We start from the raw sequence: 26,187 nt of genomic DNA on the forward strand, positions 1-26,187 counted from the left end.
CGGGCGCGCCCGCATCGCGGGCATCGGCGGGTGCGGTCGACGACGCGTCCGTAGCCGGTGCCGCCGCCGCGCGGTCGGGTGCCGTCGACGAGCTCGCCTCGGCGGACGGCGTCGCGGCAGGCGTCGCGTCGGCGGCGGGCCGGCCCGTGCAGGCACACAGCCCGGCGGCGAGGATCAACGATGCGACAGTCTTCATGCGGCGCTCCATGAACGATTCACGGCAGCCTAGCCGGCGGCCGTGAACCCGTCGCGAAGCGTCAGTCCGGTCGGAAGTGCTTGCCGAGTCCGGCCCAGCACGCCTGGTAGTCGCGCTGGCGATGCGCGGCGTCGATCGCCTGCTGCGTCGGGCGGATCACGAAGCGCGCCTCGAACATGAAAGCCATCGTGTCCCTGATGACGTCGGGCTTGGACAGATCGGCACTGCTCGCCTTGTCGAACGTCGCCGCATCCGGGCCGTGGCCGGTCATGCAGTTGTGCAGCGACGCGCCGCCCGGCGAGAAGCCCTCGGCCTTCGCGTCGTACGCGCCGTGGATCAGCCCCATGAACTCGCTGGCGATGTTGCGGTGGAACCACGGCGGGCGGAACGTGTCCTGCGCGACCAGCCAGCGCGGCGGGAAGATGACGAAGTCCATGTTGCCAACGCCCGGCGTGTCGCTCGGGCTGGTCAGGACGAGGAAGATCGACGGATCCGGATGGTCGAAGCTGATCGAGCCGATCGCGTTGAAACGACGCAGGTGGTACTTGTACGGCGCGTGGTTGCCGTGCCAGCCGACCACGTCGATCGGCGAATGGCCGATCGACGCGCGCCATAGATGGCCCTGGAACTTCGCGACGAGTTCGAAGTCGCCTTCGACGTCCTCGTACGCCGCATTCGGCGTCAGGAAATCGCGCGGATTCGCGAGGCCGTTGCTGCCGATCGGGCCGAGGTCGGGCAGGCGCAGGTGCGCGCCGAAGTTCTCGCAGATGTAGCCGCGGGAGGCGCCGTCGGGCAGCTTCACCGCGAAACGGATGCCGCGCGGGATCACCGCGATCTCCTGCGGCTCGACGTCGAGCACGCCGCATTCGGTCTCGATGTGCAGGCGGCCCTGCTGCGGCACGATCAGCAGCTCGCCGTCGGCGTCGTAGAACCAGCGGCCCTGCATGTCGCGATTCGCCGCGTACATATGCACGCCGACGCCGGACTGCGACGCGGCGCAGCCGTTGCCGGCCATCGTGAACAGCCCATCGAGGAAGTCGACCGTCGCGTCGTCGCCCGGCAGCGGCAACGGGCTCCAGCGCATCTGATCGGGGCTGACCGGACCGGTGTCGAAATCGTTGTGGAACGTCGTCGCTGCGCGGCCTTCGTAGCGCGCGAACGGGCCGTGCATCGCCGCGGGGCGGATGCGGTAGAACCAGCTGCGACGGTTGGCATGCCGCGGCGCGGTGAACGCGGTGCCGGAGATCTGCTCGGCATACAGGCCGTGCGCGACGCGCTGCGGCGAGTTGCGGCCTTCGGGCAGCGTGCCGGGCACGGCTTCGGTGGCGAACTCGTTGCCGAAGCCGGACTGGTAGCCGGTGGATTCGATCGTCATGTCGATGTCTGCATCCGTCGGAAGATCAAAGCGCGCACGACAAAAGGCGCACGATTCGAATCGCTTCGAATTACCGCGTCGGCTTCAGAGAACACCACGTTTAATTTGGTCGCGCTCGATCGATTCGAACAGCGCCTGGAAGTTGCCTTCGCCGAAGCCCTCGTTGCCCTTGCGCTGGATGATCTCGAAGAAGATCGGGCCGAACGCGTTCTGCGTGAAGATCTGCAGCAGCTTGCGCTGCTTGGTCTCCAGGTCGGCGTCGATCAGGATCGCGTTGCGGCGCAGACGCTCGACGTCCTCGCCGTGGTCCGGCACGCGCTGGTCGATCACGTCGAAATAGGTATCCGGCGTGTCGAGGAAGGCGATGCCCTTCTCGCGCATCGCTTCCACCGTCGCGTAGATGTCGTCGGTGAACAGCGCGATGTGCTGGATGCCCTCGCCCTTGTAGGCCCGCAGGTACTCGTTGATCTGGCTCTTCTCGTCGGACGACTCGTTGAGCGGGATGCGAACGATGCCGTCCGGCGCGGTCATCGCCTTCGACAGCAGGCCGGTCTTGGCGCCCTTGATGTCGAAGTAGCGGATCTCGCGGAAGTTGAACAGGCGCTCGTAGTAGTCCGACCACTTCTGCATGTTCCCGAGGAACAGGTTGTGCGTGAGGTGATCGATGAACGTCAGGCCGAAGCCGCGCGGCTGGCGCTCGACGTTCTCGAAGAACACGTAGTCACCGTACGGGTCGGCGCCGTCGTCGATCAGGTAGAGCATGCAGTCGCCGATGCCCTTGATCTTGAGCGCGCCGACCGCGCCATCGAACTCCACTTCCTCGCCGCCGTTGGCGGTGGCGTGCTGCAGGACTTCGGTGGTCGGCTTCCTGAAGCGGATCGCGAAACCGCAGGCGGACGGGCCGTGCTCGGCCGCGAACTTCGAGGCGAAGCAGTCCGGCTCCTCGTTCAGCAGGAAGTTGATGCCGCCCTGGCGGAACAGGGTGATCGCGCGATCCTTGTGCTTCGCCACCGCGGTGAAGCCGAGGCGCTCGAGGTAGTCGCGCATCGCGCCGCCCTGGCCTTCGGGCGCGGCGAACTCGACGAATTCGAAGCCGTTGATCCCCATCGGGTTCTCGAACGTGGTGACCTGCATGCCGAGATTGGGCTGGGCGCTCATGGGGAGTCCTCGCGGAAGATGAAAGGCGCGCCGGACTTGCGGCACGGGATCGAGGCTTTATAGTTTCAGATGAAACTACTTGCAAGGCGCGACGCAGCATGAGCCTGAACACCGACGCCGCCACCCTCGACCTCGAGCATTTCCTGCCCTACCGGCTGTCGGTGCTGAGCAACCGCGTCAGCGGCGCGATCGCGCGCGTGTATTCCGAGCGCTTCGCCCTCGGCGTCACCGAATGGCGGGTGATGGCCGTGCTCGGCCGCTACCCCGACCTCTCGGCGGGCGAGGTCGCGCAGCGCACGGCGATGGACAAGGTCGCGGTGAGCCGCGCGGTCGCCGGCCTGGTCGACGCCGGGCGCGTGGAGCGCGAGACGCACGACGACGACCGCCGCCGCTCCGTGCTGCGGCTGTCCGCGGCCGGCCGCGCGATCCACGACGAGGTCGCGCCACTGGCGCTGGGCTTCGAGAAGCGCCTGCTCGACGGCATGGCGCCCGCCGAACGCGACGTGCTGTTCCGACTGCTCGATCGCCTGGACGAGCTCGAGCTGCAGGCCGAAGCGGACCTCGGCCCGGCCTGATCGACGCAAAGAAAAAAGGCGGCCCGGAGGCCGCCTTCTTTCGCCCATCGAAATCGCTTACTTCACGCCGGCCATCAGCTTCTGCACCAGCGGCGCGATCAGGAACAGCACCACGCCGCAGGCCATCAGGATCCAGAAGCCCTGCGTGTAGGCCGACAGCGCGGACGCGGTGGTCATGCCGCCCTCGCCGCTCGCCTCGGCGGCGAACAGGCCCGACAGGTTGTTGCCGATGCCCGTCGAGAGGAACCAGCCGCCCATGCCGAAGCCCACCAGGCGCAGCGGGGCCAGCTTGGTCACCATCGACAGGCCGATCGGCGACAGGCAGAGCTCGCCGATCGACTGGATCACGTAGACCGAGAACAGCGTCCAGAACGGGATCTTCATCGACTGCGGGTCCACCAGCGACGACAGCGCGAACATCAGCAGCAGGAACGCGAGGCCGTTGAAGATGATGCCCAGGCCGAACTTGCGCGGGATCGACGGATTGGCGCGGCCGAGGCGGATCCAGGTCCACGCCACCAGCGGCGCCAGCGTGATGATCGCGATCGAGTTCACCGACTGGAACCAGCCGACCGGGAATTCCCAGCCGCCGAACTGGCGGTCGACGATCTTGTCGGCGAGGAAGTTGAAGCTCGACCCCGCCTGCTCGAAGAACATCCAGAACACGATGTTGAACAGGAAGATGATCAGCATCGCGATCACCTTGTTGCGCGCGACGCCGCCGTTCTTCACGCCTTCGATGAGCAGCAGGCCGCACAGCGCGATGAACATCGGCATCAGCACGAACCACTGCAGCGACTTGGCCGGGATGCTGAGCAGGAAGTAGAACACCGGGATCGCGACCAGCGCGCCGATGGCGACCATCAGCACCTTGCCCATGCCTTCGTTGCCCAGCGTCGGCAGGCCCACGCCCTTGAGCTGGTGACGGCCGAACCAGAACCACACGAGGCTGATCAGCATGCCCACGCCGGCGGTCATGAAGACCACGCGGTAGGCCGGCATGTCCGGCGTGCCGAACACCTTGTCGGCCAGGATGCCGGTCAGGATCGGCGCGATGAACGCACCGGCGTTGATGCCCATGTAGAAAATGGTGAAACCGGAATCGCGGCGCTCGTCGCCGGCCGTGTAGAGCTTGCCGACGAGCGTCGAGATGATCGGCTTGAACAGGCCGGTGCCGACGATGATCGTGGCGAGACCGAACTTGAAGATGGTCTCGTTCGGCAACGCCACCATGAACAGGCCCGCGGCCATGATCACGGCGCCGAGCAGGATCGATCGCTGGTAGCCGATCAGCTTGTCGGCGACGTAGCCACCGAAGATGGCGCCCGCGTACACCAGTGCCAGGTACGCGCCGTACAGGCGACCGGCCGGGGCCTCGCCCGCCGGATTGCCGTCGAAGAACTGCGCGACGATGTAGAGCGTGAGCGCCCAGCGCATGCCGTAGAACGCGAACCGCTCCCAGAACTCGGTCATGAAGAGCATCCACAGGGGCCGGGGCTGGCCCAGGACCTGCGGGAACTCGGGCGGATCGGACGGCGGGCCGCCGGCCGCGTGCAGCGGCGGGCCCATCGGTTCTGCAGCGTCGGGGACTTGCGCACTCATTCGGTGATTCCTGTAAGACGTGGATGTCGCCGCATCGGGGGCTGCGGACGCGTGCAACCGGCCGAGAATGTCCGAACGGCCGCCGGGGCGTCAAACCGACGCCCGCTGCTGCAATGCAGCAGTGTTTAGATGAACGGGTGCGGCAGGCGTGACGACGCCACGCGCGTTCCGCGCGTATCCGCCGATGGCATCAGGCGCCGGGCGCGAGGTCGACGCCGATGCGCGTGCGCACCTCGAACAGCTCCGGGAAGAACGACAGTTCCAGCGCCTGCTTCAGGAAGCCCACGCCCGACGAGCCGCCCGTTCCGCGCTTGAAGCCGATGATGCGCATCACCGTGCGCATGTGGCGGAAGCGCCAGAGCTGGAACTGCGTCTCGAGATCGACCAGGTCCTCGCACAGCTGGTACGCGGCCCAGTGCGTCGCCGAATCCTCGTAGATGCGCTCGAGCACGGGCAGCAGCTCGGGGTCGGAGACGTGCGTGGCGGACCAGTCGCGCTCGACCCAGCGCGCCGGCACCGCGTGGCCGTGGCGCGCGAGGTAACGCAGCGCCTCGTCGTAAAGGCTGGGCGCATGCAACAGCGATTCGAGTGTCGCCTGCCCGTCGGGATCGTGCGCGAACACCTTGAGCATCGCCGCGTTCTTGTTGCCGAGCAGGAACTCGACCTCGCGGTACTGCAGCGACTGGAAGCCCGACGACGGCCCGAGGATGTCGCGGAACTTCATGTAGTCGGCGGGGGTGAGCGTCTCCAGCACGCTCCACATGTCGGTGAGCTGGCGAAGGATCGCCTTCACCCGCGAGAACACCTTCTGGCAGGCGCCGATGTCGTCGCCCTGCAGGAAGACGACCGCCGCCCGCAGCTCGTGGATCATCAGCTTCAGCCAGAGCTCGCTGACCTGATGCTGGGTGATGAAGAGCAGCTCGTCGTGCTGCGGCGGGTCCGACAGGGGCTGCTGGGCGGAGAGCAGGCGGTCCAGGCGCAGGTAGCCGCCGTAGGTCAGGCGCCCGGCCAGCTCCGTGTGGACGCCGCTTTCCAGCGGGCGTTCGTTGTTCTCGATGCTCATGGCGGTCCCCGGTGCGGGCCGGAAGCGTAGCGCAGGCGACGAGCGTCACGCTTTCGCAACGGAAAGCGGTCACAATTCCGGCCGCTCGCGGCCCGATGGCCGCGGTGGACGGGCCGGACGCCCGTCGCGACCGCCCGGGGAGGGGCAGCCGCGCACCGCGCGCGAACCGGGAGGCCCGCCTTCCGGCCACTTGGGGAGACAGCATGGAACCGTTCTCGCGACGTCTCGCGGCGCTGGGCTTCGGCCTGGCCGCGTTGTTCGCCGGCAGCGCGCAGGCGCAGGTCGTCATCAGCCAGGTCTACGGCGGCGGCGGCAACTCCGGCGCCACGCTGAAGAGCGACTTCATCGAGCTGCACAACACGGGCCCGGCGCCGGTCGACCTGTCGACGTACTCGGTCTATTACGGCTCGTCCTCGGGCACCACCTGGCAGCGCACCGGCCTCGCCGGCTCGATCGCGCCGGGCGGCTACTACCTCATCAAGGAAGCCGACGGCACCGGCGGCACCGCCGCCCTGCCCGCCCCGGACGCCACCGGCACCATCGCGATGGCCGGCGGCGCCGGCAAGGTCGCGCTGCTGCAGTCCACGGCCACGCTCTCCGGTGCCTGTCCGGCCGGCGCCATCGACTTCGTCGGCTACGGCAGCGTCAACTGCGCCGAAGGCCTGTCGGCGCCGGCGCTCGGCAACACCACGGCGGCCACGCGCGTGGACGACTGCGTCGACAGCAACGACAACCGCAGCGATTTCGCCGCGCTCGCGCCCAACCCACGTAACCGCGCCAGCGCGGCGCACGCCTGCGGCGCCGGCGCGATCGTCGCCGGCATCGACGACGTCGCTGTCAACGAAGGCAATTCGGGCACGGCGACGCTGCAGTTCACCGTCAAGCTGACCGGCCCCGCCGGCGCGGGCGGCGTGGCCTTCCGCTGGTCGACCTTCGACGGCAGCGCACGCGCGGGCAGCGACTACACGGCCGTGATCGAAGCGACCGCGACGATCCCCGCCGGCGCGGATCGCACCACGCTGAGCGTGACCGTCGCGGGCGACGACGCGGTCGAACCCGACGAGACGCTGCGCGTCGTGCTGTCCGATCTCACCGGCGCGGACGCCGGTGACGTCGACGGCCTCGGCACGATCGTCAACGACGACTTCCCGGTCGTGCCGATCTCGCAGATCCAGGGCGCGGGCGAGCGCTCGCCGCTGGCGGGCCAGATCGTCGCCACGCGCGGCATCGTCACCGGCCGCACGAACAAGGGCTTCTACCTGCAGAGCCGCGACGTCGATGCCGATGCCGATGCGGCGACGTCGGAAGGCCTGTTCGTGTTCACCAACAACGCGCCGCCGGCCGCGGCGCAGCCGGGCCGCTGGGTCGTCGCGCGCGGCACGATCACCGAGTACGTCCCGTCCACCGACCCGGGCCAGCAGCCCTACACGGAGATGGGCGGCGCGATCGTGGTCGCAGCGGTCGACGACGCGACCTATCCGCTGCCCGCGCCGGTCGAACTGACGGCGACGTTCCCGGATCCGCACGGCGGCCTCGCGCAGCTCGAGCGCGTCGAGTCGATGCGCGTGATCGTGCGCGACTTCGTCGCCACCGCGCCGTCGGACGGCTTCATCAACGAGGCGCAGGCCTCGGGCAGCAGCAACGGGCTGTTCTACGGCACCGTCGCCGACCTGCCGCGGCCGTTCCGCGAGCCCGGCATCCAGGCGCCCGACGCGCCGCCCGCCGGCACGATCCCGCCGATCCCGCAGTGGGACTTCAATCCGGAAGTGCTGACCGTCGACAGCGACGCGCTCGGCGGCCCGCAGCTCGACCTCGCTGCCGGCGCGCACGTCGCGGACGTCGCCGGCCCGCTCAACTACAGCTACCGCCGCTGGCAGATCCTGCCCGACTCGATCGGCGCGGTGACGCCCGGTCCGGCGCCGCGTGCCGCGCACGAGGTCCCCGCCGATGCGTTCACCGTCGCCGGCTACAACCTGGAGCGCTTCTTCGACGAGCTCGACGACGCCGGCAAGAGCGACGTGAAGCTCACCGCCGCCGCGGTCGAGCGCCGCCTTTCGAAGGCGTCGCTCGGCATCCGCGAATCGCTGCGCATGCCCGACATCCTCGGCGTCGTCGAGATGGAGAACCTCGCGATCCTGCAGCGCGTGGCCGACCGCGTGAACGACGATGCCGTCGCCGTCGGCCAGCCGAATCCCGCCTACCGCGCGTACCTCGTCGAAGGCAATGACGTCGGCGGCATCGACGTCGGCTTCCTCGTCAAGACCGCCGACGTCGCGGCCGGCACGCCGCGCGTGGAGGTGCTGGACGTGCAGCAGGTCGGCAAGGCCACGACCTTCACCGGTGCGGACGGCTCGACGAGCCTGCTCAACGATCGCCCGCCGCTCGCGCTGAAGGCCGTGGTGCACTACGGCGACGGTCGCGCGTTCCCGCTCAACGTCGTGATCGCGCACCAGCGCTCGCTCAACGGCGCGGACGCGACCGATGCCGACGGTGACCGCATCCGCAGCAAGCGCCAGCGCCAGGCCGAGTTCCTCGCCGCCTACCTCGACGCGCGCCAGCACGAGGCGCCGGACACGCGCCTGGTCGTGCTCGGCGACTTCAACGCGTTCGAGTTCAACGACGGCCTCGCCGACACCATGGGCACCACCATCGGCGCGCCGTCGCCGGATGCGCAGACCGCCGTCTACGGCGACGGCGACGACCTGGTCGAGCCGAACCTGGTGAACCTCGCCTCGCTGCTGCCGGCGAACGAGCGCTACTCGTTCTCGTTCGACGGCAATGCGCAGAGCCTGGACCACGTGCTGGTCAACGAGGACATGGTGGTCGCCACGCGCGACATCCAGCTCGACCACGCGCGCATCAACGGCGACTTCCCGGAGACCAACCGCAACGATGCGAACTCGCCGTCGCGGCTGTCCGACCACGATCCGGTCGTCGCCTACTTCGTGCCGCGCCGCCATGCCGACCTGTCGGTCACGGCGACCGCGACCGATGCGCACACCGGCGGCCGCGTGCATTTCGATGTCGTGCTGGCCAATGCCGGCCCCGAGCAGGCCGACCGCCCGATGATCGGCTTCGACATCGACGCCGCACTGCCGGACCTCGTGGTCGCGGCGCCTGCGGGCTGGACCTGCGATGCGGCGACGGTGGCCGCCGGCCGCACGTCGGTCGTCTGCGACGCGCCGTCGCTCGCGTCCGGCGCGAGCGCCGCCTTCGCGGTCGAGGCCGACGCCACCGCGGCGCTGTTCGGCCGCCGGCTGACGCTGGCCGCGTCCGCGCAGGCCGAATCGCTCGATCCGGACCGCGCCAACGACACCGCGACGGCGAGCCTGTCGGTGCTGTCGACCGCCGATCTCGGCGTCGACCTCGCCGCGCCGGGCACGCACCTGCGTCGCGGCGAGGTCGGGCTGTACCGCGCCGTGGTGACCAATGCCGGTGCCGACCTCGCGGTCGCGCCGGTGCTCGTGCTCACCGGCGACGCGCCGGCGGCGAACGTCGCGATGGTCGCGCCGGCCGGCTGGACCTGCGGCGTCGCGAACGACCCGGCCGGCTTCCGCGCGACCTGCACGTCGACCGGACTGGCGAGCGGCGCGGCCGCGTCGATCGGCGCGCGCATCGTCGGGCCGCAGCGACCGGGCCAGCCGCACTTCACGGTGACGGCGCGCATCGGCACGCAGAGCACGGACGCGAACGCCGCGAATGACGCATCGAGCCGCTCGGTGGTGCTGACCGGCAGCTGGCGCTGACGCCGGCCGCGGCCCGGCCGCGGATGGCGGCGAGAGGAAGGCGCGGCTCCGGCCGCGCCTTTTTCGTGGGCGATGCGGCAGCGCGCAATGCCGCTTAACACCCTCGCCGGTAGAATCGGACGCTTTCCGACGCACCGGACCGACGGATGACGCTCGCCGCGAGTTTCGAAATCGAATACCTGCAGTACCTCGGACCGGACGGCACGCCCGTCGCCGAGATCCCCGAGGCCTTCCGCGACGCCTCGCAGCTGCTCCCCCTCTTCAAGCAGATGCTGTTCGTGCGCACCTTCGACACGAAGGCGATCGCGCTGCAGCGCACCGGCAAGCTCGGCACGTACGCCGCCTGCCTCGGCCACGAGGCCACGCACGTCGGCATCGGCGCATCGATGCGTCCCGAGGACGTGTTCGCGCCCAGCTACCGCGAGTACGGCGCGCAGTTCATGCGCGGCGTGCGCCCGCGCGACGTCCTCATGTACTGGGGTGGCGACGAGCGCGGCAACGACTTCCCCGAGGCACGCAACGACTACCCGTGGTGCGTGCCGATCTCGACGCAGTGCCTGATGGCCTCCGGCGCGGCGCTCGCGTTCAAGCTGCGCAACGAGCCGCGCGTCGCGGTGGCCTGCTGCGGCGACGGCGGCTCGTCGAAGACCGACTTCTACGCCGGCCTCAACGCCTCCGGCGCGTTCACCTCGCCGCTGGTGCTGTGCGTGATCAACAACGGCTGGGCGATCTCCGTGCCGCGCGGCGCGCAGACGGGCGCCAAGACGCTCGCGCAGAAGGGCCTCGCCGGCGGCCTGTACTGCCTGCAGGTCGACGGCAACGACCTGATCGCCGTGCTCGAGGCCATGCGCCGCGCCACCGAGCGCGCACGCAGCGGCCAGGGCGGCAGCGTGATCGAGTTCATGACCTACCGCCTGCACGACCACACCACCGCGGACGACGCGCGTCGCTACCGCGGCGAGCAGGAAGTGAAGGACGCCTGGACCCGCGAGCCCTTCATCCGCCTGCGCAATTACCTGGTCGCGCAGGGCGTGTGGAGCGATGAGCAGGAGAAGGCCTGGATCGAGGAATGCGGTGCGAAGGTCGACGTCGAGATCAACGCCTACCTCGAGACGCCCGTGCAACCGGTCGAGGCGATGTTCGACTACCTCTACGCCGACATGCCGGACGACCTGCGGGCCCAACGGGAATACGCGATCAGCCTGGAGGGCCGCCGATGAACGCACAGGTCAAGCCGACTGAAAACGCGATCACCCTGATCGAGGCGATCACCCAGGCGCTCGCCTACGAGATGCGCAACGACCCGTCCGTGCTGGTGCTCGGCGAGGACGTCGGCGTCAACGGCGGCGTGTTCCGCGCCACCGCCGGCCTGCACGCGCAGTTCGGCAGCCAGCGCGTGATCGACACGCCGCTCGACGAGACGACGATCGCCGGCCTCACCGTCGGCCTCGCCTCGCAGGGCATGAAGCCCGTCGCCGAGGCGCAGTTCGACGGGTTCATGTACCCGATGGTCGACTTCCTCGTCTGCCACGCGGCGCGTATGCGCTACCGCACGCGCGGCCGCCTCACCTGCCCGATGGTGCTGCGCGTGCCGTGGGGCGGTGGCATCCGCGCGCCGGAGCATCACTCCGAAGCGAACGAAGCGATCTTCACCAACGTGCCGGGCCTTCGCGTGGTCATGCCGTCGTCGCCGCAGCGCGCCTACGGCATGCTGCTGTCCGCGATCCGCGACCCGGATCCGGTGATCTTCTTCGAGCCCAAGCGCATCTACCGCCAGTACAAGGAAGTGGTCGCCGACGACGGCGAGGCGCTGCCGCTCGACGTCTGCTACGTGCTGCGCGACGGCACCGACCTGACGCTGGTGACGTGGGGCGCGCAGGTCAAGGAGACGCTGGAGGCCGCCGAGAAGCTCGCCGGCGAGGGCATCAGCTGCGAGGTCATCGACGTCGCCACGCTGCGCCCGCTCGACTTCGCAACGATCGCCGAATCGGTCTCCAAGACCGGCCGCTGCGTGATCGTGCACGAAGCGCCCAAGACCGCGGGCTTCGGTGCCGAGATCGCCGCGCGTCTCGCCGAGGAGTCGATGTTCGACCTGCTCGCGCCGGTCGAGCGCGTCACCGGCTACGACACGCACATCCCGCTGTTCCGCCTCGAGATGAAGTACCTCCCGAGCGTGGAGCGCATCGTCGCCGCCGCCCGGCGCGCGATGGCGGCCGGCTGACCCTTTCCAGGACGAACGCATGAGCCAGACCAAGACTTTCCTGCTGCCCGACCTGGGCGAAGGCCTGCCGGACGCGACCATCGTCGAGTGGTACGTCAAGGAAGGCGACGTGATCCGCCTCGACGACAACCTCGTGTCGATGGAGACCGCCAAGGCGGTCGTCGACGTGCCCTCGCCGGTCTCCGGCAAGGTGCTCAAGCTCGCCGGCGGCGCCGGCGACGTGGTGGTGACCGGCACGATGCTCGCGGTGTTCGAGGTCGACCCCTCGATGCCGCAGCGCGCCGAGGGCCAGGACACCGGCCATCACCACGGCGGCGGCCACGCGGCTGCCGAGACGCACGGCGGCGCGGGCACCGAGGCGCCGGTCGGTAACGGCCACAAGGTCATCGCCTCCGACGACGGCGGCGTGATCAGCGACGACGCGAAGCCCGCGCCGAAGGGCGAACCGGGCGAGCGCGCCGATGCCGGTACCGTGGTCGGCGCGATGCAGAGCTCGGACGCCGTGCGCAGCGAGGCCGCGGTCGCGGTCGGCGGCGTCAAGGCGATGCCGGCCGTGCGCGCGCTGGCCCGCAAGCTGGGCGTCGACATCACCCGCGTGCGCCCGAGCGGCGCCGAGGGTGTGGTGACGATGGACGACGTGAAGCGCGCCGCGGCCGACGGCTCGGCGCGTGCCGGCCAGGGCGGCGCGGCGCCGCGCGCGGCCGATCGCGCCGCGATGGTCGCGCCGCAGCAGCAGGCCGCACCGCAGTCCGCGCAGCGCAGCACGATGTCGCAGTCGGGCAAGCCGATGCGCACGCAGCCGCCGGGCGTCGCCGCCAGCGGCCAGCCCGAGCAGCTCAAGGGCGTGCGCCGCAACATGGCACGCGTCATGGCCGACGCGCACGCGAAGGTCGTGCCGACCACGCTGGTCGACGATGCCGACCTGCACGCCTGGATCGGCAAGCAGGACATCACCGCGCGCCTCGTGCGTTCGATCGTCGCCGCGTGCAAGGCGGTGCCGGCGCTCAACGCGTGGTTCGACGGCGACAACCTCACCCGCACGATGCATCCGCATGTCGACATCGGCATCGCGGTCGATACCGACGACGGCCTGTTCGTGCCGGCGCTGCGCAATGCCGACATGCTCGACGGCAACGGCGTGCGCCAGGCGATCCAGCGCCTGCGCACGCAGGTCGGCGACCGCACGATCCCGCCGAGCGAGCTCTCGGGCTACACGATCTCGCTGTCGAACTTCGGCATGTTCGCCGGCCGCTACGCGACGCCGGTGGTGGTGCCGCCCTGCGTGGCGATCGTGGGCGCGGGCAAGCTGTGCCACGACGTCGTCGCGGTGATGGGCGGCATCGAGGTGCACCGCCGCATGCCGATCTCGCTCACGTTCGACCATCGCGCCTGCACCGGCGGCGAGGCCGCGCGCTTCCTCAAGGCGCTGCTGGACGATCTGTCGCTGCCGCAGTAACGCGGCATTCGAGCGACATCGACGGGCGCCTTCGGGCGCCCGTCGTCGTTATGGCATCCGATCGTTCCGACGATCGCGCGAGTCGAGGACGCGGTGCGGCGCTACGCTTTCCGTGTCCCCCACATGGAGCGTCCCATGGCCCATCGCAGCCGCCTCGCCGGTTTCATCATCGACTGCAATACGCCCGATCTCGACGCCGCCGCGCGCTTCTGGAGCGGCGCGCTCGGCGTGCGCATCGCCGATCCCGACTCGGGCGGCACCGGCCAGTACGCGGAGTTCGGCGGCACGCCGGGCGGCCTGCACATCGAAGTGCAGAAGGTCGACCATCCCTCGCGCGTGCACCTCGACATCGAGGCCGACGACATCGATGCGGAAGCGGCGCGGCTCGAAGCGCTCGGCGCGAAGAAGATCGCGTTCGTGAAGCGCTGGTGGCTGATGGAAGCGCCGACCGGCCAGCGCTTCTGCGTCGTGCGCATGCGCGAGGACAATGAGCGCGGCGAGGCGAACCGCTGGCCGTGAATCGCGACTGGAGCGCCGCGGGCGCCGTGCCGCTCGGCGATGCGGCAGACTCGCGCGATCCACCGGAGATCGAGATGCACCCGAACGACCGCGACTTCTATCTCGGCTGGGGCACGCTGATGCTCATCAATGCCGGCCTGGCGCAGGGAAAGGGCCGAAGCGGGTTCCTGTGGTCGATCGCCTCGCTGGTGCTCGGCCCGATCGCGACGTTGCTGATCGTGGTCCTGCCGCCGCAGCGTCGCAGCGACTGACGCCGGCCGGCGTCAGTACGCGAACTCGCGGAACACCGGGTCGACGCTGCCGTTCCACGCACCGTGGAAGAGCTCGAGCTTGCACTCGGCCGGCGTCGTGCCGCTCTCGACGATCTCCATCAGCGGCGCGAGGAAGATCGATTCGTCGACGCCGTTCGCATTGAGCCGCGCGCGGCGCTGCAGGCCGCCGGCCGCGATCTTCAGCGACTCGCGCGCGAGGTCGAGCGCGGTGCCGCCGCGGAACGGCAGCTTGAGCGCGTGGCGCGGCACGCCGTCGCGCAGCGCGTGGCGTTCCTCGAGCGAGAAGTCCTTGACGAGGTCCCAGGCGGCGTCGAGCGCGGCATCGTCGTACAGCAGGCCGACCCAGTAGGCCGGCAGCGCGCAGATGCGGTTCCAGGGGCCGGAGTCCGCGCCGCGCATCTCGAGGTATTTCTTCAGGCGCACTTCGGGAAACGCGGTCGTGGAATGGTCGGCCCAGTCCTTGAGCGTCGGGCGGAAGCCCGGCCGCGCGGGCAACTTCCCCGCCATGTAATCGCGGAACGACTGGCCGCTCGCATCGATGTACTCGCCGTCGCGGTAGACGAAGTACATCGGCACGTCGAGCAGGTAGTCGGTGTAGCGCTCGTAGCCGAAGCCGTCCTCGAACACGAAGTCGAGCAGGCCGGTGCGGTCGGCGTCGGTGTCCGTCCAGATCTGCGAGCGGTAGGAGAGGAAGCCGTTGGGCCTGCCCTCGGTGAACGGCGAGTCGGCGAACAGCGCGGTCGCGATGGGCTGCAGCGCGAGCGAGACGCGGAACTTCTTCACCATGTCGGCTTCACTGCCGACGTCGAGGTTGACCTGCACGGTGCAGGTGCGCGTCATCATGTCGAGGCCCAGGGATCCGACCTTCGGCATGTACTCGCGCATGATCTTGTAGCGGCCCTTCGGCATCCACGGCATCTCGTCGCGACGCCACTTCGGCTGGAAGCCCATGCCGAGGAAGCCCAAGCCCATCGGCTCGGCGACCTCGCGCACTTCGCGCAGGTGAGTTCCCGTCTCGCGGCAGGTCTCGTGCAGTGTTTCCAGTGGCGCGCCGGAGAGCTCGAGCTGGCCCGCGGGCTCCAACGACACCGACGCATCGTCGCGCGTCAATGCGATCACGCGGCCGTGCTCTTCCACGGGCGCCCAGCCGAAGCGCGTCAGGCCCTTGAGCAGCGCCTCAATGCCGCGGTCACCGTCGAACGTGGGCGCGCGCAGGTCGTCGGTGCGAAAGCCGAACTTCTCGTGCTCGGTGCCGATGCGCCAGTCGTCGCGCGCGCGGATGCCCGATTCCAGGAATTCGACGAGCTGCGCCCGCGACTCGATCTCGACATCCTTGACCTGGCTGGGACCGGACACGCGCACCTCGACGGATCCCGCGCCTGCGGGAGGGCGGCCAGTCTAGCCCCACGCCGGCGTACGGACGTCGCGCCGGCAGGGCGTCAGCGTTGCGCGCGTGGTGGCGGCAAACCCCTTACGCCGCGACTGTTGCGGGCGTAGCCGGACCGCGCGGCAGGGTCGCGCGGGAGCGTCGGCACCAAGCCGCATGCGGCCGCGAACCCCGCGTCCGCGACTCCTGTGCCGTGGCGACTGTTGAGCGGCCGACCACGGCCGCCCGCGTCCCCGACGCCCGGCGTACCCGGACGCCCTGCCCGCATGGCGGGATGCCCCCGCACGGTGATCCGCGGTATTTGTATCGGGACGCCGGCACGGCACACGGCATCCCCCGCGCCGCCGGTCGCGACCGACCCACGGAGCCCGCCCATGCGACCGCGCCATCCCGAAACCCATCGCGCCCATCGCGCCGGCTGGTTGCGCGCCGCGGTGCTCGGCGCCAACGACGGCATCGTCTCGATCTCCGGCCTGGTCGTCGGCGTGGCCGCGAGCGGGGTGGGTCCGTCGGCGGTGCTGGCGAGCGGCATCGCCGGCATCGTCGCCGGCGCGATGTCGATGGCAGCGGGCGAGTACGTCAGCGTGCAGTCGCAGGCGGACGTCGAGACGGCGGACCTCGCCAAGGAGCGCCGCGAACTCGCGGAGCAGCCCGAGAGCGAGCTCAAGGAACTCGCGCACATCTGGGAGCGCCGCGGCCTCGACGCGACGCTGGCGCGCGAGGTGGCCATGCAGCTCACCGCGCACGACGCGCTGGGCAGCCACGCGCGCGACGAGCTGGGCATCACCGAGACGCTGCGCGCGCGGCCGCTGCAGGCGGCGCTCGCTTCGGGCGCAGCGTTCTCGGTCGGCTCGGTGCTGCCGATCGTCGCCGTGCTGCTGGCGCCGGCCGGTCGCGTGGAACCGGTGACCATCGCCGTCACGCTGGTGGCGCTTTCGCTGTCGGGCGCGCTCGCGGCCTGGGCCGGCGGCGCGCCGATGCTGCGCGGGGCGGTGCGGGTGGTCGCCTGGGGTGCGGCGGCGATGGCCGCGGCCTCGCTGATCGGACGTCTGGCCGGCGTCGCCGTCTGACGGCGGCGGGTGACGGCGCTCGCGCCGGCGCCCCGGGACCGCCGCGCGACGTCGCCGGCTTACGCGATCGGCAGCTCCAGCCAGTTCGCGACCACCGCGCGCGCCTCGTCGACGCCCTGCTTCGACTCGCCCGAGAACACCTGCACGCTCACGCTGTCGCCGAAGCGCGAATGCATCTCGCGCGACACGGCGTGCATCGTCTGCATCTGCTGGCCGCGACCGAGCTTGTCGGCCTTGGTCAACAGCGCGTGCGCGGGCAACCCGCGATTGACCGCGTAGCCGAGCATCTGCAGGTCGTAGTCCTTGAGCGGATGGCGGATGTCCATGATCACGACCAGGCCCTTCAGCGCTTCGCGGGTGGTGAAGTAGCGATCGATGAAGGCCTGCCAGTGCGCCTGCAGGTCCTTGGGCACCTTGGCGTAGCCGTAGCCCGGCAGGTCGACGAGGTACTTGGCAGCGGGCTCCTCGTTCTGCTTCGGGGTGAAGTCGAAGAAGACGAGCTGCTGGGTGCGACCGGGCGTCTTGGAGACGCGGGCGAGCGAGCCCTGCTGGCAGATCGCGTTGAGCGCGGTGGACTTGCCGGCGTTGGAGCGCCCGGCGAACGCGACTTCGAAGCCGCCGTCGGGCGGCAACTGCGCCATGTTGTGCGCCGACAGCATGTAACGGGCGCGCTGGAAAGGGTTGGCCATGCCGCTAGGATCGCACGCCGGCGGCCGGCGCCCCGTCCCGGACGGCGTCCGCGTTGACCCGGCGACCGGCGGACGCCGATAATTCCGAGGTTCCGGCGCCCGTTCGCGGCGCCTTCCCAAGCGTTTCCCCGGAGCTCTCTCGCATGCGCCATGCCCGCGCCTACGGCCTCGCCGGCCTCGCCGCCCTTGCGGTCGCCGCCGCCGCCGTCGCCCAGACCACGGTGACCCCGGTGCCGGACAAGGCCCCCGTGCAGGTCGCGCCGCTTGCCGGCGCCGCGGAGCACGCCACGTGGGGTGATCCCAAGAAGGGCCAGTCGCTCGCCGGCGCCTGCGCGGCCTGCCACGGCCTCGACGGCAATCCGTCGACCCCGGCCTACCCGCGCCTGGCCGGCATGCCCGAGCGCTACGTCGCCCAGCAGCTCGCGCTGTTCAAGACGCAGCAGCGCACCACCGGCATGGCCGCGGTGATGTACCCGATCGCCCAGGTGCTGACGGCGCAGGACATGCGCGACCTCGGCGCCTGGTTCCAGACGCAGAAGGCGGGGGCCGGCATCGCCGACGACACCGCCATCGCCTCCGGCCCGAACGCCGGCAAGAAGTACTACGAAGTGGGCGAGACCCTGGTCCGCGGCGGCGACAAGGCGCGCGGCATCCCGGCGTGCATGGCATGCCACGGTGGGGCCGGCCAGGGCAACCCGGGCCCGGCCTACCCGGCGCTCGCCGGCCAGCAGGCCGACTACGCCAAGCGCCGCCTCGAGGAATACCGCACGGGCACCGGCGCGCCGCCGACCTACAAGAACTTCCACATCATGGCCTCGATCGCCTCCAAGCTGACCGACGAGGAAATCGGTTCGCTGTCGAGCTACATCCAGGGCCTGCACAACCGCGCCAACGACGTCGGCGCCAAGGCCGGCAGCGCCGCGTCGCCGATCGCCGCCGCACCGGCCGCGGCCACGCCGGCCGCTGCACCGGCTGCAACACCGGCCGCGACCCCGGCCTCGCCCGCCAGCGTGCCCGCGCAGACCACCGCGCCGGTCAAGCCGGCCACCCCGGCACCGGCGGCACCCGCCGGCACGACGCCGACGCAGGGTTGAACTTCGCGCCGGCCGGGCGGTCCGAGATGGCCGCCTGACGCGCCTGCCTCGACGCCGGCCGTGCCAAGCGCGGCCGGCGTTTTTCATGTCCGCTCCGGGGAACGATCCGCATGAACCTCCTGCTCCGCCTCGCCGCCTTCGCCCTGCTCGGCATCGCGACCGCCGCACCCGCCGCGCCGGCCACGCCGATTGAAGGCGAGGACTACCAGCTCATCGAGGGCGGCACGCCCTACCGCCCGGTCCCGGGCAAGGTCGAGGTCGCCGAGGTGTTCGGCTACCCGTGCCCGCACTGCGCGCATTTCGAACCGGTGGTGGCGGCGTGGAGCGCGAAGCTGCCGGCCAGGGCGACCTTCGTCGCCGTGCCGGCCGATTTCCGCGACGACTGGGTGCCCTACGCGCGCGCCTACTTCGCCGCGCAGGCCCTGGGCGTCGCCCAGCGCAGCCACCGCGCGATGTACGACGCGCTGCACGTCGAGGAAAGCCTGCCGCTCAGCGGCGCGACGCCCAACGAGATCGCCACCTTCTACCAGCGCTACGGCATCGCGCCGGCGCGGTTCGTCGCCGCCTACAACGCGCCGTCGGTCGATGCGCAGATGAAGCGCGCGCGCGACTTCGTGATCCGCAGCCAGGTGGACGGCACGCCCGCGCTGATCGTCGCCGGGCGCTACCGCGTGACGGCCGATTCGCGCGACAAGCAGCTCGCCACCGCGCGCTGGCTGGTCGATCGCGAGCTCGCGCGCACCGCGAAGGTCGCGGGCCGCTGAAGCGATCGATAATCCGCCGTCGTCTTTCCGGGAGTTCCGTATGACCCTGCGCCCCGCTCTCCTGCTCCTCGCCGCGCTGCTCGCGCTCACCGGCTGCGAAAAGGTGCCGCCGCGTCCGACGCCGGCGACCGCCGCCGACGGCGCCGCAACGCCGGCCGCCGCGAGCGTGGTGGCCGGCCGCGACTACGCGGACATCGCCGGCGGCCTGCCGCTGGAGCCGAAGGCCGGCAGGATCGAGGTGGTGGAGGTGTTCGGCTACACCTGCCCGCACTGCGCGCATTTCGAGCCGCTGCTCGAGTCGTGGCGGGCGAAGCAGCCGGCCGATGTGAACCTGGTCCGCGTCCCGGCGCCGTTCGGCGGCTGGTGGCAGCCGTTCGCCAAGGCGTACTACGCGGCCGATTCGATGGGCCTGGTCGATCGCACGCACGCGGCCGTGTTCGATGCGATCCACGTGCAGAAGGCGCTGCCCTCGCCGCCCGCGATCGCCACCGATGCGCAGGTCGCCGCGTTCTACGCGAAGCACGGCGCCGACGCGGCCGAGTTCGAGAAGCGCATGAACAGCGAGGCGGTCGCGCAGAAGGTGGCGCGGGCGTCGGCGTTCATCGAGCGCAGCGGCGTGGACGGCACGCCGATGATGGTGGTCGACGGCAAGTACCGCGTGATCGGCCAGTCGCCCGAGGACACCCTGCGCATCGTCGACGCGCTGGTCGCGCGCGAGCGCGCGTCACGCTGACGTCGACACCGCGTAATCAACCGCCGCGCGCGCCGCGGCTATGCTGTTCCCATCGACCGGCGCGCCGACGGCCCGCCGCATCCGCGAGGAGATCGTCCCGATGCTGATCCGTACCCCTGCGCGCCTGGCCGCGCTGCGTTATCCGCTCGTGCTCGGCCTGGCGCTGCTCGCCAGCGCCTGCGGCAAGGGCGAGCAGGCGGCCCCGGCCGCCGCCACGCCCGCGACCCCCGCGGCCACCGACACGGCCGCCGCCACGCCCGCGGTGACCCCGGCGACCCCGGCCCCGGCCGAAACGCGCACGCCCGGCCCGATCGTTCCGCCGCAGGGCCCGCCGCCGGTGCTCGGCACGGATTACGAGGAGATCGCCGGCGGCACGCCGTGGCAGGCGACGCCGGGCAAGATCGAGGTGGTCGAAGTGTTCGGCTACGTCTGCCCGGCCTGCGCGCGCTTCGCGCCGACGGTCGAGCCGTGGAAGAACAAGCTGCCGGCCGACGTCGTGTTCCGCTACGTGCCGGCGCCATTCGGCCCCGAGTGGGATCCCTACGCCAAGGCGTTCTACGTCGCCGACCAGCTCGGCCTGGTCGACCGCTCGCACATGGCGCTGATCGATGCGATCCACGTCAAGGACAGCATGCCCGGCGAAGGCGACACGCCCGACGAGCAGAAGATCGCCAACTTCTACGCGCAGTACGGCGCCAACCCGAAGCAGTTCCTCGACATGATGCACAGCTTCGCGGTGTCGACGAAGGTCGCGCAGGGCAAGCAGTTCATGCAGAAGACCGGCGTCACCGGCACGCCGACGATCGTGGTCGACGGCAAGTACCGCGTCACCGGCGGCAAGACGTACGACGACGTGCTGCGCATCACCGACCACCTCATCGCCAGGGAACGTGCGGCGATGGCGGGCGGTGCGGCGCCGGCACCGGCCGGCGGCTGAGCCAGCAGGGCGACGTGGGCGAACGCCGGCTCAAGCTGCTCAGCGCGAACATCCAGGCCGGGTCGAGCACGCGCGGCTACCACGACTACGTCGCCCGCAGCTGGTCGCACGTGCTGCCGATGGGCGACAAGCGCGGCAGCCTCGACGCGATCGCGCAGCTGGCGGGCGGCCACGACATCGTCGGGCTGCAGGAGAGCGATCCCGGGTCGCTGCGCTCGGGCTTCACCAACCAGACGCACTACCTCGCGCAGCGCGCCGGCTTCGCCTACTGGAGCCACCAGCCGAACCGGCGCATGGGCGGGGTGGCGTCCAGCGCGAACGGCATCCTCAGCAAGATCGAGCCGGCCGAGGTCGTGGTGCATTCGCTGCCCGGCCGCGTGAAGGGCCGCGGCGTAATGCTCGCGCGCTTCGGCCGCTGCGACACGCCGCTCACCATCGCCGTCGCGCACCTCTCGCTCGGCGCGGCGTCGCGGCTCGCGCAGCTCTCCTTCATCGCCGAGCTGCTCGAAGGCGATGCGCATGCCGTGCTGATGGGCGATTTCAACTGCACGATCGAGCAGCCGGAGATGGACGTGCTGTTCAAGCGCACGCGCCTGCAGCCGCCGCCACATACGGTGCCGACATTCCCGAGCTGGGCACCGCAGCGCGCGATCGACCACGTGCTGGTCGGCGACGGCCTGAAGGCGCATGCGCGCAGCGCGTTGCCGGCGGCGTTCTCCGACCACCTCGCGCTGTCGGTCGAGCTCGACGTGCCCGAGCAGTGCTTCCAGTGAGCCGGCCGCGCGACGCCGGCCGGCGGAATCCCCGATGAGCGATCTTCCGCACTGTCCGGCCTGCGGGTCGGCTTTCACCTACGTCGACGGCGCGATGCTGGCCTGTCCCGAATGCGGCCACGAGTGGACGCCGCAGGCCGCGTCGACGGACGACGCGGCGCGCGTGCACCGCGACGCGGTGGGCAATGTGCTGGCCGACGGCGATTCCGTCACCGTCATCAAGGACCTGAAGGTGAAGGGCGCCAGCAACGCGCTGAAGGCCGGCACGAAGGTGCGCAACATCCGCCTGGTCGACGAGGACCACGACATCGACTGCAGGATCGACGGCTTCGGGCCGATGAAGCTGAAGTCGGCGTTCGTCCGCAAGGCGTAGCGCGACGCCGGTCCGCCGCGCGGCGCAGTGCCGCGTGCCGTCCGGCTAGTCCTCGCGACCGAGCGCGATGTCGACGCGCCGGCGCAGTTCGTCGTCCGCGAACACGTCCCGCAGGAGCTTAAGTGCGTGCTCCAGGCGCGGGCTGTCGGCCAGCCGCATGCGCTCGATCCAGCGGCGCGAGGGCGGGTAGTCGGTGAGGTCGATGCCGGTGGCCTGGCGGATCTCCTCGAGCTTGCGCAGGCCGTCTCGCAGGGTTTCGCGCTCGCGCTTGAGCACCGGATCGCCGTCCGCGGCTTCCTCGCGCGCCCGCTGCTGCCGCTCGAACTCGCGGCGATGGTGCGAGGCGATCGCGGCGAGGTCGTCGGCATCGAACTTCGCGCGCGCGCGCATGAACGAGGCGAGGAAGGCGCGGGGCAGCGGCTCGGGCTCGCGCGTCGCGGGCACCACGCGACGGTGGATCGCCCCGCCCGCGCGCAGCTCCCACAGGCCCCAGCCGACCGGCAGCTCGCCCTCCTTCACCACGCCGGGTGCGGCGAACACGCACCAGCGGTCGCAGTAGCGCGCGATGCGGTCGGCCTTGCCGGGGTTCTTCAGTTCGGCGAGCCAGTCGCCGCGCGCGCACTTGAATTCGAACCCGGTCAGCTCGAAACCGCGCGAGGCGTGCAGCGACATCACCACGGCGTCGGCGCGCGAACCGTGCACGCTGCCGGTCGCCTCGCGCACTTCGTACACGGTCACGAACTCGTCGGCCGGATGCGCGAGCTTGAGCGCCACGCAGAGGTCGTGGGCGGTGATGCGGGGTTCGCTCATCGGCGGCGGGAGGTCGGACGAAACGGCGGACACGCGTATCTCGACGGCGGGGATGTCGAGCCAGTGTCGTGGGGCACCGTCTCAGCCACGGCGACGGGCGCGGCCCGGAGCGGCTGCTTGCGTCGCGGCGCGATACCGCGCGGTCCAACACGCATGCCGACGCACCGTCACTTAACGAAAACGGCCGGCGGGGATCCGCCGGCCGTCCGTGCATCGCCGCGAGGCGATCGACGCGTCAGAACTTGTACTGCACGTCCACGTACCAGAAACGCCACGGCAGGTCGTAGGTGCCCGCGTCGTAGCCGTTGAGCGAGCAGCTCACGCAGACCGGCGCGTCCTTGCCGAACAGGTTGTTGACGCCCACCGACAGCTTCATGCCCTCCATGCCGAAGGCGCGGTTCCAGGCCGCCTGCACGTCGTGGTAGGTGGTCGCGCCGAGGCGATTCGTGCCCTCGCCGCTGGGGCAGCCGGTCGCCGGCGTGGTCGCGGCGTTGCCGCAGTACTCGTCGACCGCGCTGATGTAGCGGATGTCCCAGCCCAGGTTCCAGTCGCCGAGCTTCCAGCCCAGCTGCAGGTTCGACTGCCACGACGGGATCGCGCTGTCGCTGACCTCGATGCCGACCGCCTGCTGCGTGGCGTTGCCGTCGATGTCGACCGCGCTGAAGCCGATCGTGTGCGTGGACTGCAGCGAGGCCGTCAGCTGGCCCCAGTCCATCGGCAGGCTCGCCCAGTTGACCTTCAGGTCGACGCCGCTGGTGGTGATGGTGCCGAGGTTGGCGAGGAAGTCGGTCGGCGGGTTGAGGTTGCCGCCCGGTCCACGCGTGAAGCCCGAGCACGCCGCCCCGGTGATCGAGCCGTCGTAGCAGCCGTTGAGCAGGGCCTGGATGTCCGGCGCCTGGATCGCGTCGGTGACCTTGTAGTGGAAGTAGTCGGCCTCGAAGTCGAAGCGCGACGCCCAGCCCGAGACCCAGGCCGGCGACCACACGAAGCCGACGTTGTAGTTCTTCGACTTCTCCGGCTGCAGGTTGGGGTTGCCGCCCGTGAAGGTGGTGATCTGCGTGTTGGCCTGCTCGAACGTCGGCGACACGCCCGCGGCCGTGCAGCGCTGGCGGTACTGCGGTGCGCCGCCGGGGTTGCCGGTCGGGCCGCAGGGATCGACCAGCGTCGCGCCGAACTGCGTCAGGCCGTACAGCTCGCCGAGGTTCGGCGCGCGGAAGCCCTCGGAGTACGTGCCGCGCACCACGAGGTCCTGGATCGGCTGCCAGCGGACGCCGAACTTGCCGGTCGTGGCGCCGCCGAACGTCGAGTATTCCGATCGGCGCAGCGCGATGTCGGTGCTCAGGCTCGCCAGCCAAGGCACCAGCATTTCGGCGTACACCTCGTTGACGTGGTACGACGCGGAGATCGGCGCGGCGAACGAGTCCTGCGACTCGCCGCTCTGGCGCAGCGGATCGGGATTGAATTCGCCTTCGTAGCGACGATGCTCGGCGCCGATCGCGAAGCCCGCGTGGCGATCGCCGATGTCGAACAGGTCACCGGTGAGGTTCGCGGTGAACAGGTCGAGGACCTGCTTGCTCGCGTCGCGCTGGTCGGTGGTGATGTAGTCGAGCATGGCCTGCGTCATCGGGCGCGCCTGCCCGCCGAACAGGTCGAGCGGCACGCAGCCCGGCACCGCGTTGCAGACGTTGACGTCGCCGAGCGCGAGCTTGAGCTTGGCCACGTTGAAGCCGTTCTGGAAGCGCTGCTCGGCCTTGTTCTCCGAATGCACGTAGTCGAAGTTCCAGTCGAACGTGCGCGCGCCGGTGCTGAACGCGCCGTCGAAGCCGAGGTTCACGTACCAGGTGTCGACGTCCTGCCGGAAGATGCGCGGGCCGAGTTCGAGCGGGCGCTTGGTGATCCAGCCGAAGTTCGTGGCCGGATCCAGGGTGATGCCGGTCGGGTTGTACGGGTTGTTCGCCGCGATGACGATCGTGTCCGCGATACCGCCGGTGCCGGCGAACGGGCCGACGAAGATCGGCTCGGGCGCGGCCTGGTTGGTCGACACGCGGTTGTTGTACAGCGCCTTGGCGTGGAAGGAGAACGCGTCGCTGATGTCGTAGCGCGTGCTCGCGAACAGCGACTTGCGCTTGCTCGGCGTGAGCAGCAGGTTGTACGGCGCGAAGTTGAAGCGATCCGCACCGCTCCAGTTGTGGTACGTGCCGGGCGCAGCGGTCGGGTTGCCGCCGTTGTAGTTCGGCAATGCGCCGTTGTTGAGCGTGAGGTCGAACCAGTCGTTGCCGGCGGCGTCGCAGTAGCCCGGCGTGCCCGGCGTGGCGATGCGCGGATCGCAGAACGTGAAGCGCCCCTGCGGCGTGGCGGAACTGCCCGCGCCGATGCCCGCGCCCGGCACCGGCATCGACGACTGCTCCCATTCGCTCGAGCTGATGCCGCGCTGGTCGACGAAGGCCGCGCTGAACACGCCGCTGAAGCGCTCGGTGCTGCCGCCGATCGTGATGTCGGCCTCGGTGTCGTCGCCGCCGTGGCCGTAGCTGCCGGCCTTGGCATGCAGCTGCACGCCGTCGAACTTCTTCTTGGTGATGATGTTGACCACGCCGGCGATGGCGTCGGAGCCGTAGATGGCCGAGGCGCCGTCCTCGAGCACCTCGATACGGTCGACGATCGCGAGCGGGATGGTGTTGAGGTCCGCGCTGCCGCTCACGCCCGACGCGGAGGACTCGTTGACCCAGCGGATGCCGTCGACCAGCACCAGCACGCGCTGGCTGCCGAGGTTGCGCAGGTCGACCTGCGCCGAGCCGGCGCCGATGCCGCCGCCGCTCGCCGGGTAGCCGAAGTTGCCGGACGAGTTGAACTTCGCGTTGAGCGCCTTGCCGCTGGCGGTCAGTTCCTGCAGGAAGTCGCCGATCGAGGTCGCGCCGCTCTGGTCGATCTGCGCGCGGGTGATCACCGCGACCGGCTGGCTGGTGACCTTGTCGGCCTGGCGGATGCGCGAACCGGTGACGGTGACCGTGTCGAGCTGGCGGGCCGGGTCGGCGCGGGGCGGCGTCTCCTGCGCGGCGGCGAGGCCGGGGATGGCGACGAGGAGGGACAACTGGATGGCTTTCGCCAACGTCTGGCGACGCGGTGCTTTCATGACTTCTCTCTCCGTAAGAAATGCTCAAGCAGGCCCGCCGCTGTGGTTTTCCTGCGGCGTGAGGCGTTTGTAAACGCTCGGTGAAACGCCCACAAGCGCCGGACTTCAGAATGACTTCCGGCGGCCGATAAGCGGCGCTCCCAAGGCCCGCCGACCGGCGCACGCGGCGACGACAGCGCGTTCAGATCCCGTGGCTATAGTCGGCGGATGCGCCTACGTCCCCCGTCGTTGCCGTCGCTCGTTC

At 70.4% G+C, this 26,187-nt stretch carries 21 protein-coding genes and 2 pseudogenes; 14 read left to right on the top strand and 9 right to left on the bottom strand.

The features are described 5' to 3' along the window. From E4F61_RS14875 to hppD, 3 genes and pseudogenes are all read right to left on the bottom strand, one after another. Nucleotides 1-196: pseudogene (locus E4F61_RS14875) on the bottom strand (hypothetical protein); the annotation flags it as partial. Between the two features lie 61 nt (nucleotides 197-257). Further along, a complete protein-coding gene (gene hmgA / locus E4F61_RS08370) occupies nucleotides 258-1,571 on the bottom strand; it encodes a homogentisate 1,2-dioxygenase (RefSeq protein WP_133479222.1) in 1,314 nt (437 codons plus the stop codon). An 84-nt stretch (nucleotides 1,572-1,655) separates the two neighbouring features. Next, a complete protein-coding gene (hppD, locus tag E4F61_RS08375) occupies nucleotides 1,656-2,729 on the bottom strand; it encodes a 4-hydroxyphenylpyruvate dioxygenase (protein ID WP_162301454.1) in 1,074 nt (357 codons plus the stop codon). A gap of 98 nt (nucleotides 2,730-2,827) precedes the next feature. Here hppD and E4F61_RS08380 point away from each other — a divergent pair, with 98 nt between their 5' ends. Further along, nucleotides 2,828-3,304: a MarR family winged helix-turn-helix transcriptional regulator gene (locus E4F61_RS08380; RefSeq protein ID WP_133479223.1), complete on the top strand. Its 477-nt coding sequence runs from the start codon at nucleotides 2,828-2,830 to the stop codon at nucleotides 3,302-3,304. 57 nt (nucleotides 3,305-3,361) lie between these two features. Here the strand turns inward: E4F61_RS08380 and E4F61_RS08385 are convergent, their stop codons facing one another. Further along, entirely contained in the window at nucleotides 3,362-4,873 is a 1,512-nt protein-coding gene (locus tag E4F61_RS08385) for a peptide MFS transporter (RefSeq protein WP_133479247.1), read from the bottom strand. A 223-nt stretch (nucleotides 4,874-5,096) separates the two neighbouring features. Then, a complete protein-coding gene (locus E4F61_RS08390) occupies nucleotides 5,097-5,969 on the bottom strand; it encodes a tryptophan 2,3-dioxygenase (protein WP_133479224.1) in 873 nt (290 codons plus the stop codon). 203 nt (nucleotides 5,970-6,172) lie between these two features. On the opposite strand from E4F61_RS08390, the gene E4F61_RS08395 reads away from it, so the two are divergent. From E4F61_RS08395 to E4F61_RS08420, 6 genes are all read left to right on the top strand, one after another. Continuing rightward, nucleotides 6,173-9,715 (top strand): lamin tail domain-containing protein, encoded by a 3,543-nt coding sequence (locus E4F61_RS08395; protein ID WP_133479225.1) that lies wholly within the window; start codon nucleotides 6,173-6,175, stop codon nucleotides 9,713-9,715. Nucleotides 9,716-9,861: 146 nt separating this feature from the next. Then, on the top strand, nucleotides 9,862-10,935 hold the full coding sequence (pdhA, locus tag E4F61_RS08400) for a pyruvate dehydrogenase (acetyl-transferring) E1 component subunit alpha (RefSeq protein WP_133479226.1): 1,074 nt from the start codon (nucleotides 9,862-9,864) through the stop codon (nucleotides 10,933-10,935). Further along, complete coding sequence (locus E4F61_RS08405; RefSeq protein WP_133479227.1) at nucleotides 10,932-11,936, top strand: alpha-ketoacid dehydrogenase subunit beta; 1,005 nt, start codon at nucleotides 10,932-10,934, stop codon at nucleotides 11,934-11,936. The genes pdhA and E4F61_RS08405 overlap by 4 nt, the downstream gene beginning before the upstream one ends. Before the next feature lie 19 nt (nucleotides 11,937-11,955). Beyond that, nucleotides 11,956-13,392, top strand: coding sequence for a dihydrolipoamide acetyltransferase family protein (locus E4F61_RS08410; protein WP_133479228.1), 1,437 nt, complete (start codon nucleotides 11,956-11,958; stop codon nucleotides 13,390-13,392). A gap of 135 nt (nucleotides 13,393-13,527) precedes the next feature. Continuing rightward, nucleotides 13,528-13,911: a VOC family protein gene (locus E4F61_RS08415; protein ID WP_133479229.1), complete on the top strand. Its 384-nt coding sequence runs from the start codon at nucleotides 13,528-13,530 to the stop codon at nucleotides 13,909-13,911. Further along, complete coding sequence (locus E4F61_RS08420; protein ID WP_133479230.1) at nucleotides 13,908-14,162, top strand: hypothetical protein; 255 nt, start codon at nucleotides 13,908-13,910, stop codon at nucleotides 14,160-14,162. The genes E4F61_RS08415 and E4F61_RS08420 overlap by 4 nt, the downstream gene beginning before the upstream one ends. Before the next feature lie 12 nt (nucleotides 14,163-14,174). Here the strand turns inward: E4F61_RS08420 and E4F61_RS08425 are convergent, their stop codons facing one another. Continuing rightward, nucleotides 14,175-15,539 carry a glutamate--cysteine ligase gene (locus tag E4F61_RS08425; protein ID WP_133479231.1) on the bottom strand — a complete coding sequence of 455 codons (1,365 nt, stop codon included), beginning with the start codon at nucleotides 15,537-15,539 and terminating at the stop codon, nucleotides 14,175-14,177. Between the two features lie 405 nt (nucleotides 15,540-15,944). Here E4F61_RS08425 and E4F61_RS08430 point away from each other — a divergent pair, with 405 nt between their 5' ends. Further along, nucleotides 15,945-16,640 carry a VIT1/CCC1 transporter family protein gene (locus E4F61_RS08430; RefSeq protein WP_133479232.1) on the top strand — a complete coding sequence of 232 codons (696 nt, stop codon included), beginning with the start codon at nucleotides 15,945-15,947 and terminating at the stop codon, nucleotides 16,638-16,640. A gap of 59 nt (nucleotides 16,641-16,699) precedes the next feature. Here E4F61_RS08430 and yihA read toward each other — a convergent pair whose 3' ends face one another. Next, nucleotides 16,700-17,329, bottom strand: a complete 630-nt coding sequence (gene yihA, locus E4F61_RS08435) for a ribosome biogenesis GTP-binding protein YihA/YsxC (RefSeq protein ID WP_133479233.1) — start codon at nucleotides 17,327-17,329, stop codon at nucleotides 16,700-16,702. 143 nt (nucleotides 17,330-17,472) lie between these two features. Between yihA and E4F61_RS08440 the strand changes: the two are divergent. The 6 genes and pseudogenes from E4F61_RS08440 to E4F61_RS08465 all read left to right on the top strand — a co-directional run. Further along, nucleotides 17,473-18,276, top strand: a pseudogene (locus tag E4F61_RS08440) (c-type cytochrome); the annotation flags it as partial. Nucleotides 18,277-18,533: 257 nt separating this feature from the next. Next, a complete protein-coding gene (locus E4F61_RS08445; RefSeq protein WP_133479235.1) occupies nucleotides 18,534-19,187 on the top strand; it encodes a thiol:disulfide interchange protein DsbA/DsbL in 654 nt (217 codons plus the stop codon). 40 nt (nucleotides 19,188-19,227) lie between these two features. Beyond that, nucleotides 19,228-19,920 carry a thiol:disulfide interchange protein DsbA/DsbL gene (locus E4F61_RS08450; RefSeq protein WP_133479236.1) on the top strand — a complete coding sequence of 231 codons (693 nt, stop codon included), beginning with the start codon at nucleotides 19,228-19,230 and terminating at the stop codon, nucleotides 19,918-19,920. A gap of 100 nt (nucleotides 19,921-20,020) precedes the next feature. After that, the gene (locus E4F61_RS08455) at nucleotides 20,021-20,857 is read left to right on the top strand and encodes a thiol:disulfide interchange protein DsbA/DsbL (RefSeq protein WP_133479237.1); all 837 of its coding nucleotides are present in this window, start codon (nucleotides 20,021-20,023) and stop codon (nucleotides 20,855-20,857) included. Nucleotides 20,858-20,892: 35 nt separating this feature from the next. After that, the gene (locus tag E4F61_RS08460) at nucleotides 20,893-21,630 is read left to right on the top strand and encodes an endonuclease/exonuclease/phosphatase family protein (protein ID WP_133479248.1); all 738 of its coding nucleotides are present in this window, start codon (nucleotides 20,893-20,895) and stop codon (nucleotides 21,628-21,630) included. Nucleotides 21,631-21,664: 34 nt separating this feature from the next. After that, nucleotides 21,665-22,003, top strand: a complete 339-nt coding sequence (locus tag E4F61_RS08465; protein ID WP_133479238.1) for a zinc ribbon domain-containing protein YjdM — start codon at nucleotides 21,665-21,667, stop codon at nucleotides 22,001-22,003. A 45-nt stretch (nucleotides 22,004-22,048) separates the two neighbouring features. Here the strand turns inward: E4F61_RS08465 and E4F61_RS08470 are convergent, their stop codons facing one another. Continuing rightward, a complete protein-coding gene (locus tag E4F61_RS08470) occupies nucleotides 22,049-22,813 on the bottom strand; it encodes a hypothetical protein (RefSeq protein ID WP_133479239.1) in 765 nt (254 codons plus the stop codon). A gap of 235 nt (nucleotides 22,814-23,048) precedes the next feature. After that, nucleotides 23,049-25,943 carry a TonB-dependent receptor plug domain-containing protein gene (locus E4F61_RS08475; RefSeq protein WP_133479240.1) on the bottom strand — a complete coding sequence of 965 codons (2,895 nt, stop codon included), beginning with the start codon at nucleotides 25,941-25,943 and terminating at the stop codon, nucleotides 23,049-23,051. Between the last annotated feature and the right edge of the window lie 244 nt (nucleotides 25,944-26,187).

The organism is Cognatilysobacter segetis (genome assembly GCF_004359965.1).
In the GTDB taxonomy this organism is placed as follows: domain Bacteria; phylum Pseudomonadota; class Gammaproteobacteria; order Xanthomonadales; family Xanthomonadaceae; genus Cognatilysobacter; species Cognatilysobacter segetis.

Excerpts from the sequence above, each read along its gene's own strand:
- hmgA (WP_133479222.1), bottom strand. The coding sequence starts at position 1,571 with ATGACGATCGAATCCACCGGCTACCAGTCCGGCTTCGGCAACGAGTTC.
- hppD (WP_162301454.1), bottom strand. The coding sequence starts at position 2,729 with ATGAGCGCCCAGCCCAATCTCGGCATGCAGGTCACCACGTTCGAGAAC.
- E4F61_RS08380 (WP_133479223.1), top strand. The coding sequence starts at position 2,828 with ATGAGCCTGAACACCGACGCCGCCACCCTCGACCTCGAGCATTTCCTG.
- E4F61_RS08385 (WP_133479247.1), bottom strand. The coding sequence starts at position 4,873 with ATGGGCCCGCCGCTGCACGCGGCCGGCGGCCCGCCGTCCGATCCGCCC.
- E4F61_RS08390 (WP_133479224.1), bottom strand. The coding sequence starts at position 5,969 with ATGAGCATCGAGAACAACGAACGCCCGCTGGAAAGCGGCGTCCACACG.
- E4F61_RS08395 (WP_133479225.1), top strand. The coding sequence starts at position 6,173 with ATGGAACCGTTCTCGCGACGTCTCGCGGCGCTGGGCTTCGGCCTGGCC.
- pdhA (WP_133479226.1), top strand. The coding sequence starts at position 9,862 with ATGACGCTCGCCGCGAGTTTCGAAATCGAATACCTGCAGTACCTCGGA.
- E4F61_RS08405 (WP_133479227.1), top strand. The coding sequence starts at position 10,932 with ATGAACGCACAGGTCAAGCCGACTGAAAACGCGATCACCCTGATCGAG.
- E4F61_RS08410 (WP_133479228.1), top strand. The coding sequence starts at position 11,956 with ATGAGCCAGACCAAGACTTTCCTGCTGCCCGACCTGGGCGAAGGCCTG.
- E4F61_RS08415 (WP_133479229.1), top strand. The coding sequence starts at position 13,528 with ATGGCCCATCGCAGCCGCCTCGCCGGTTTCATCATCGACTGCAATACG.
- E4F61_RS08430 (WP_133479232.1), top strand. The coding sequence starts at position 15,945 with ATGCGACCGCGCCATCCCGAAACCCATCGCGCCCATCGCGCCGGCTGG.
- yihA (WP_133479233.1), bottom strand. The coding sequence starts at position 17,329 with ATGGCCAACCCTTTCCAGCGCGCCCGTTACATGCTGTCGGCGCACAAC.
- E4F61_RS08445 (WP_133479235.1), top strand. The coding sequence starts at position 18,534 with ATGAACCTCCTGCTCCGCCTCGCCGCCTTCGCCCTGCTCGGCATCGCG.
- E4F61_RS08450 (WP_133479236.1), top strand. The coding sequence starts at position 19,228 with ATGACCCTGCGCCCCGCTCTCCTGCTCCTCGCCGCGCTGCTCGCGCTC.
- E4F61_RS08455 (WP_133479237.1), top strand. The coding sequence starts at position 20,021 with ATGCTGATCCGTACCCCTGCGCGCCTGGCCGCGCTGCGTTATCCGCTC.
- E4F61_RS08465 (WP_133479238.1), top strand. The coding sequence starts at position 21,665 with ATGAGCGATCTTCCGCACTGTCCGGCCTGCGGGTCGGCTTTCACCTAC.
- E4F61_RS08470 (WP_133479239.1), bottom strand. The coding sequence starts at position 22,813 with ATGAGCGAACCCCGCATCACCGCCCACGACCTCTGCGTGGCGCTCAAG.
- E4F61_RS08475 (WP_133479240.1), bottom strand. The coding sequence starts at position 25,943 with ATGAAAGCACCGCGTCGCCAGACGTTGGCGAAAGCCATCCAGTTGTCC.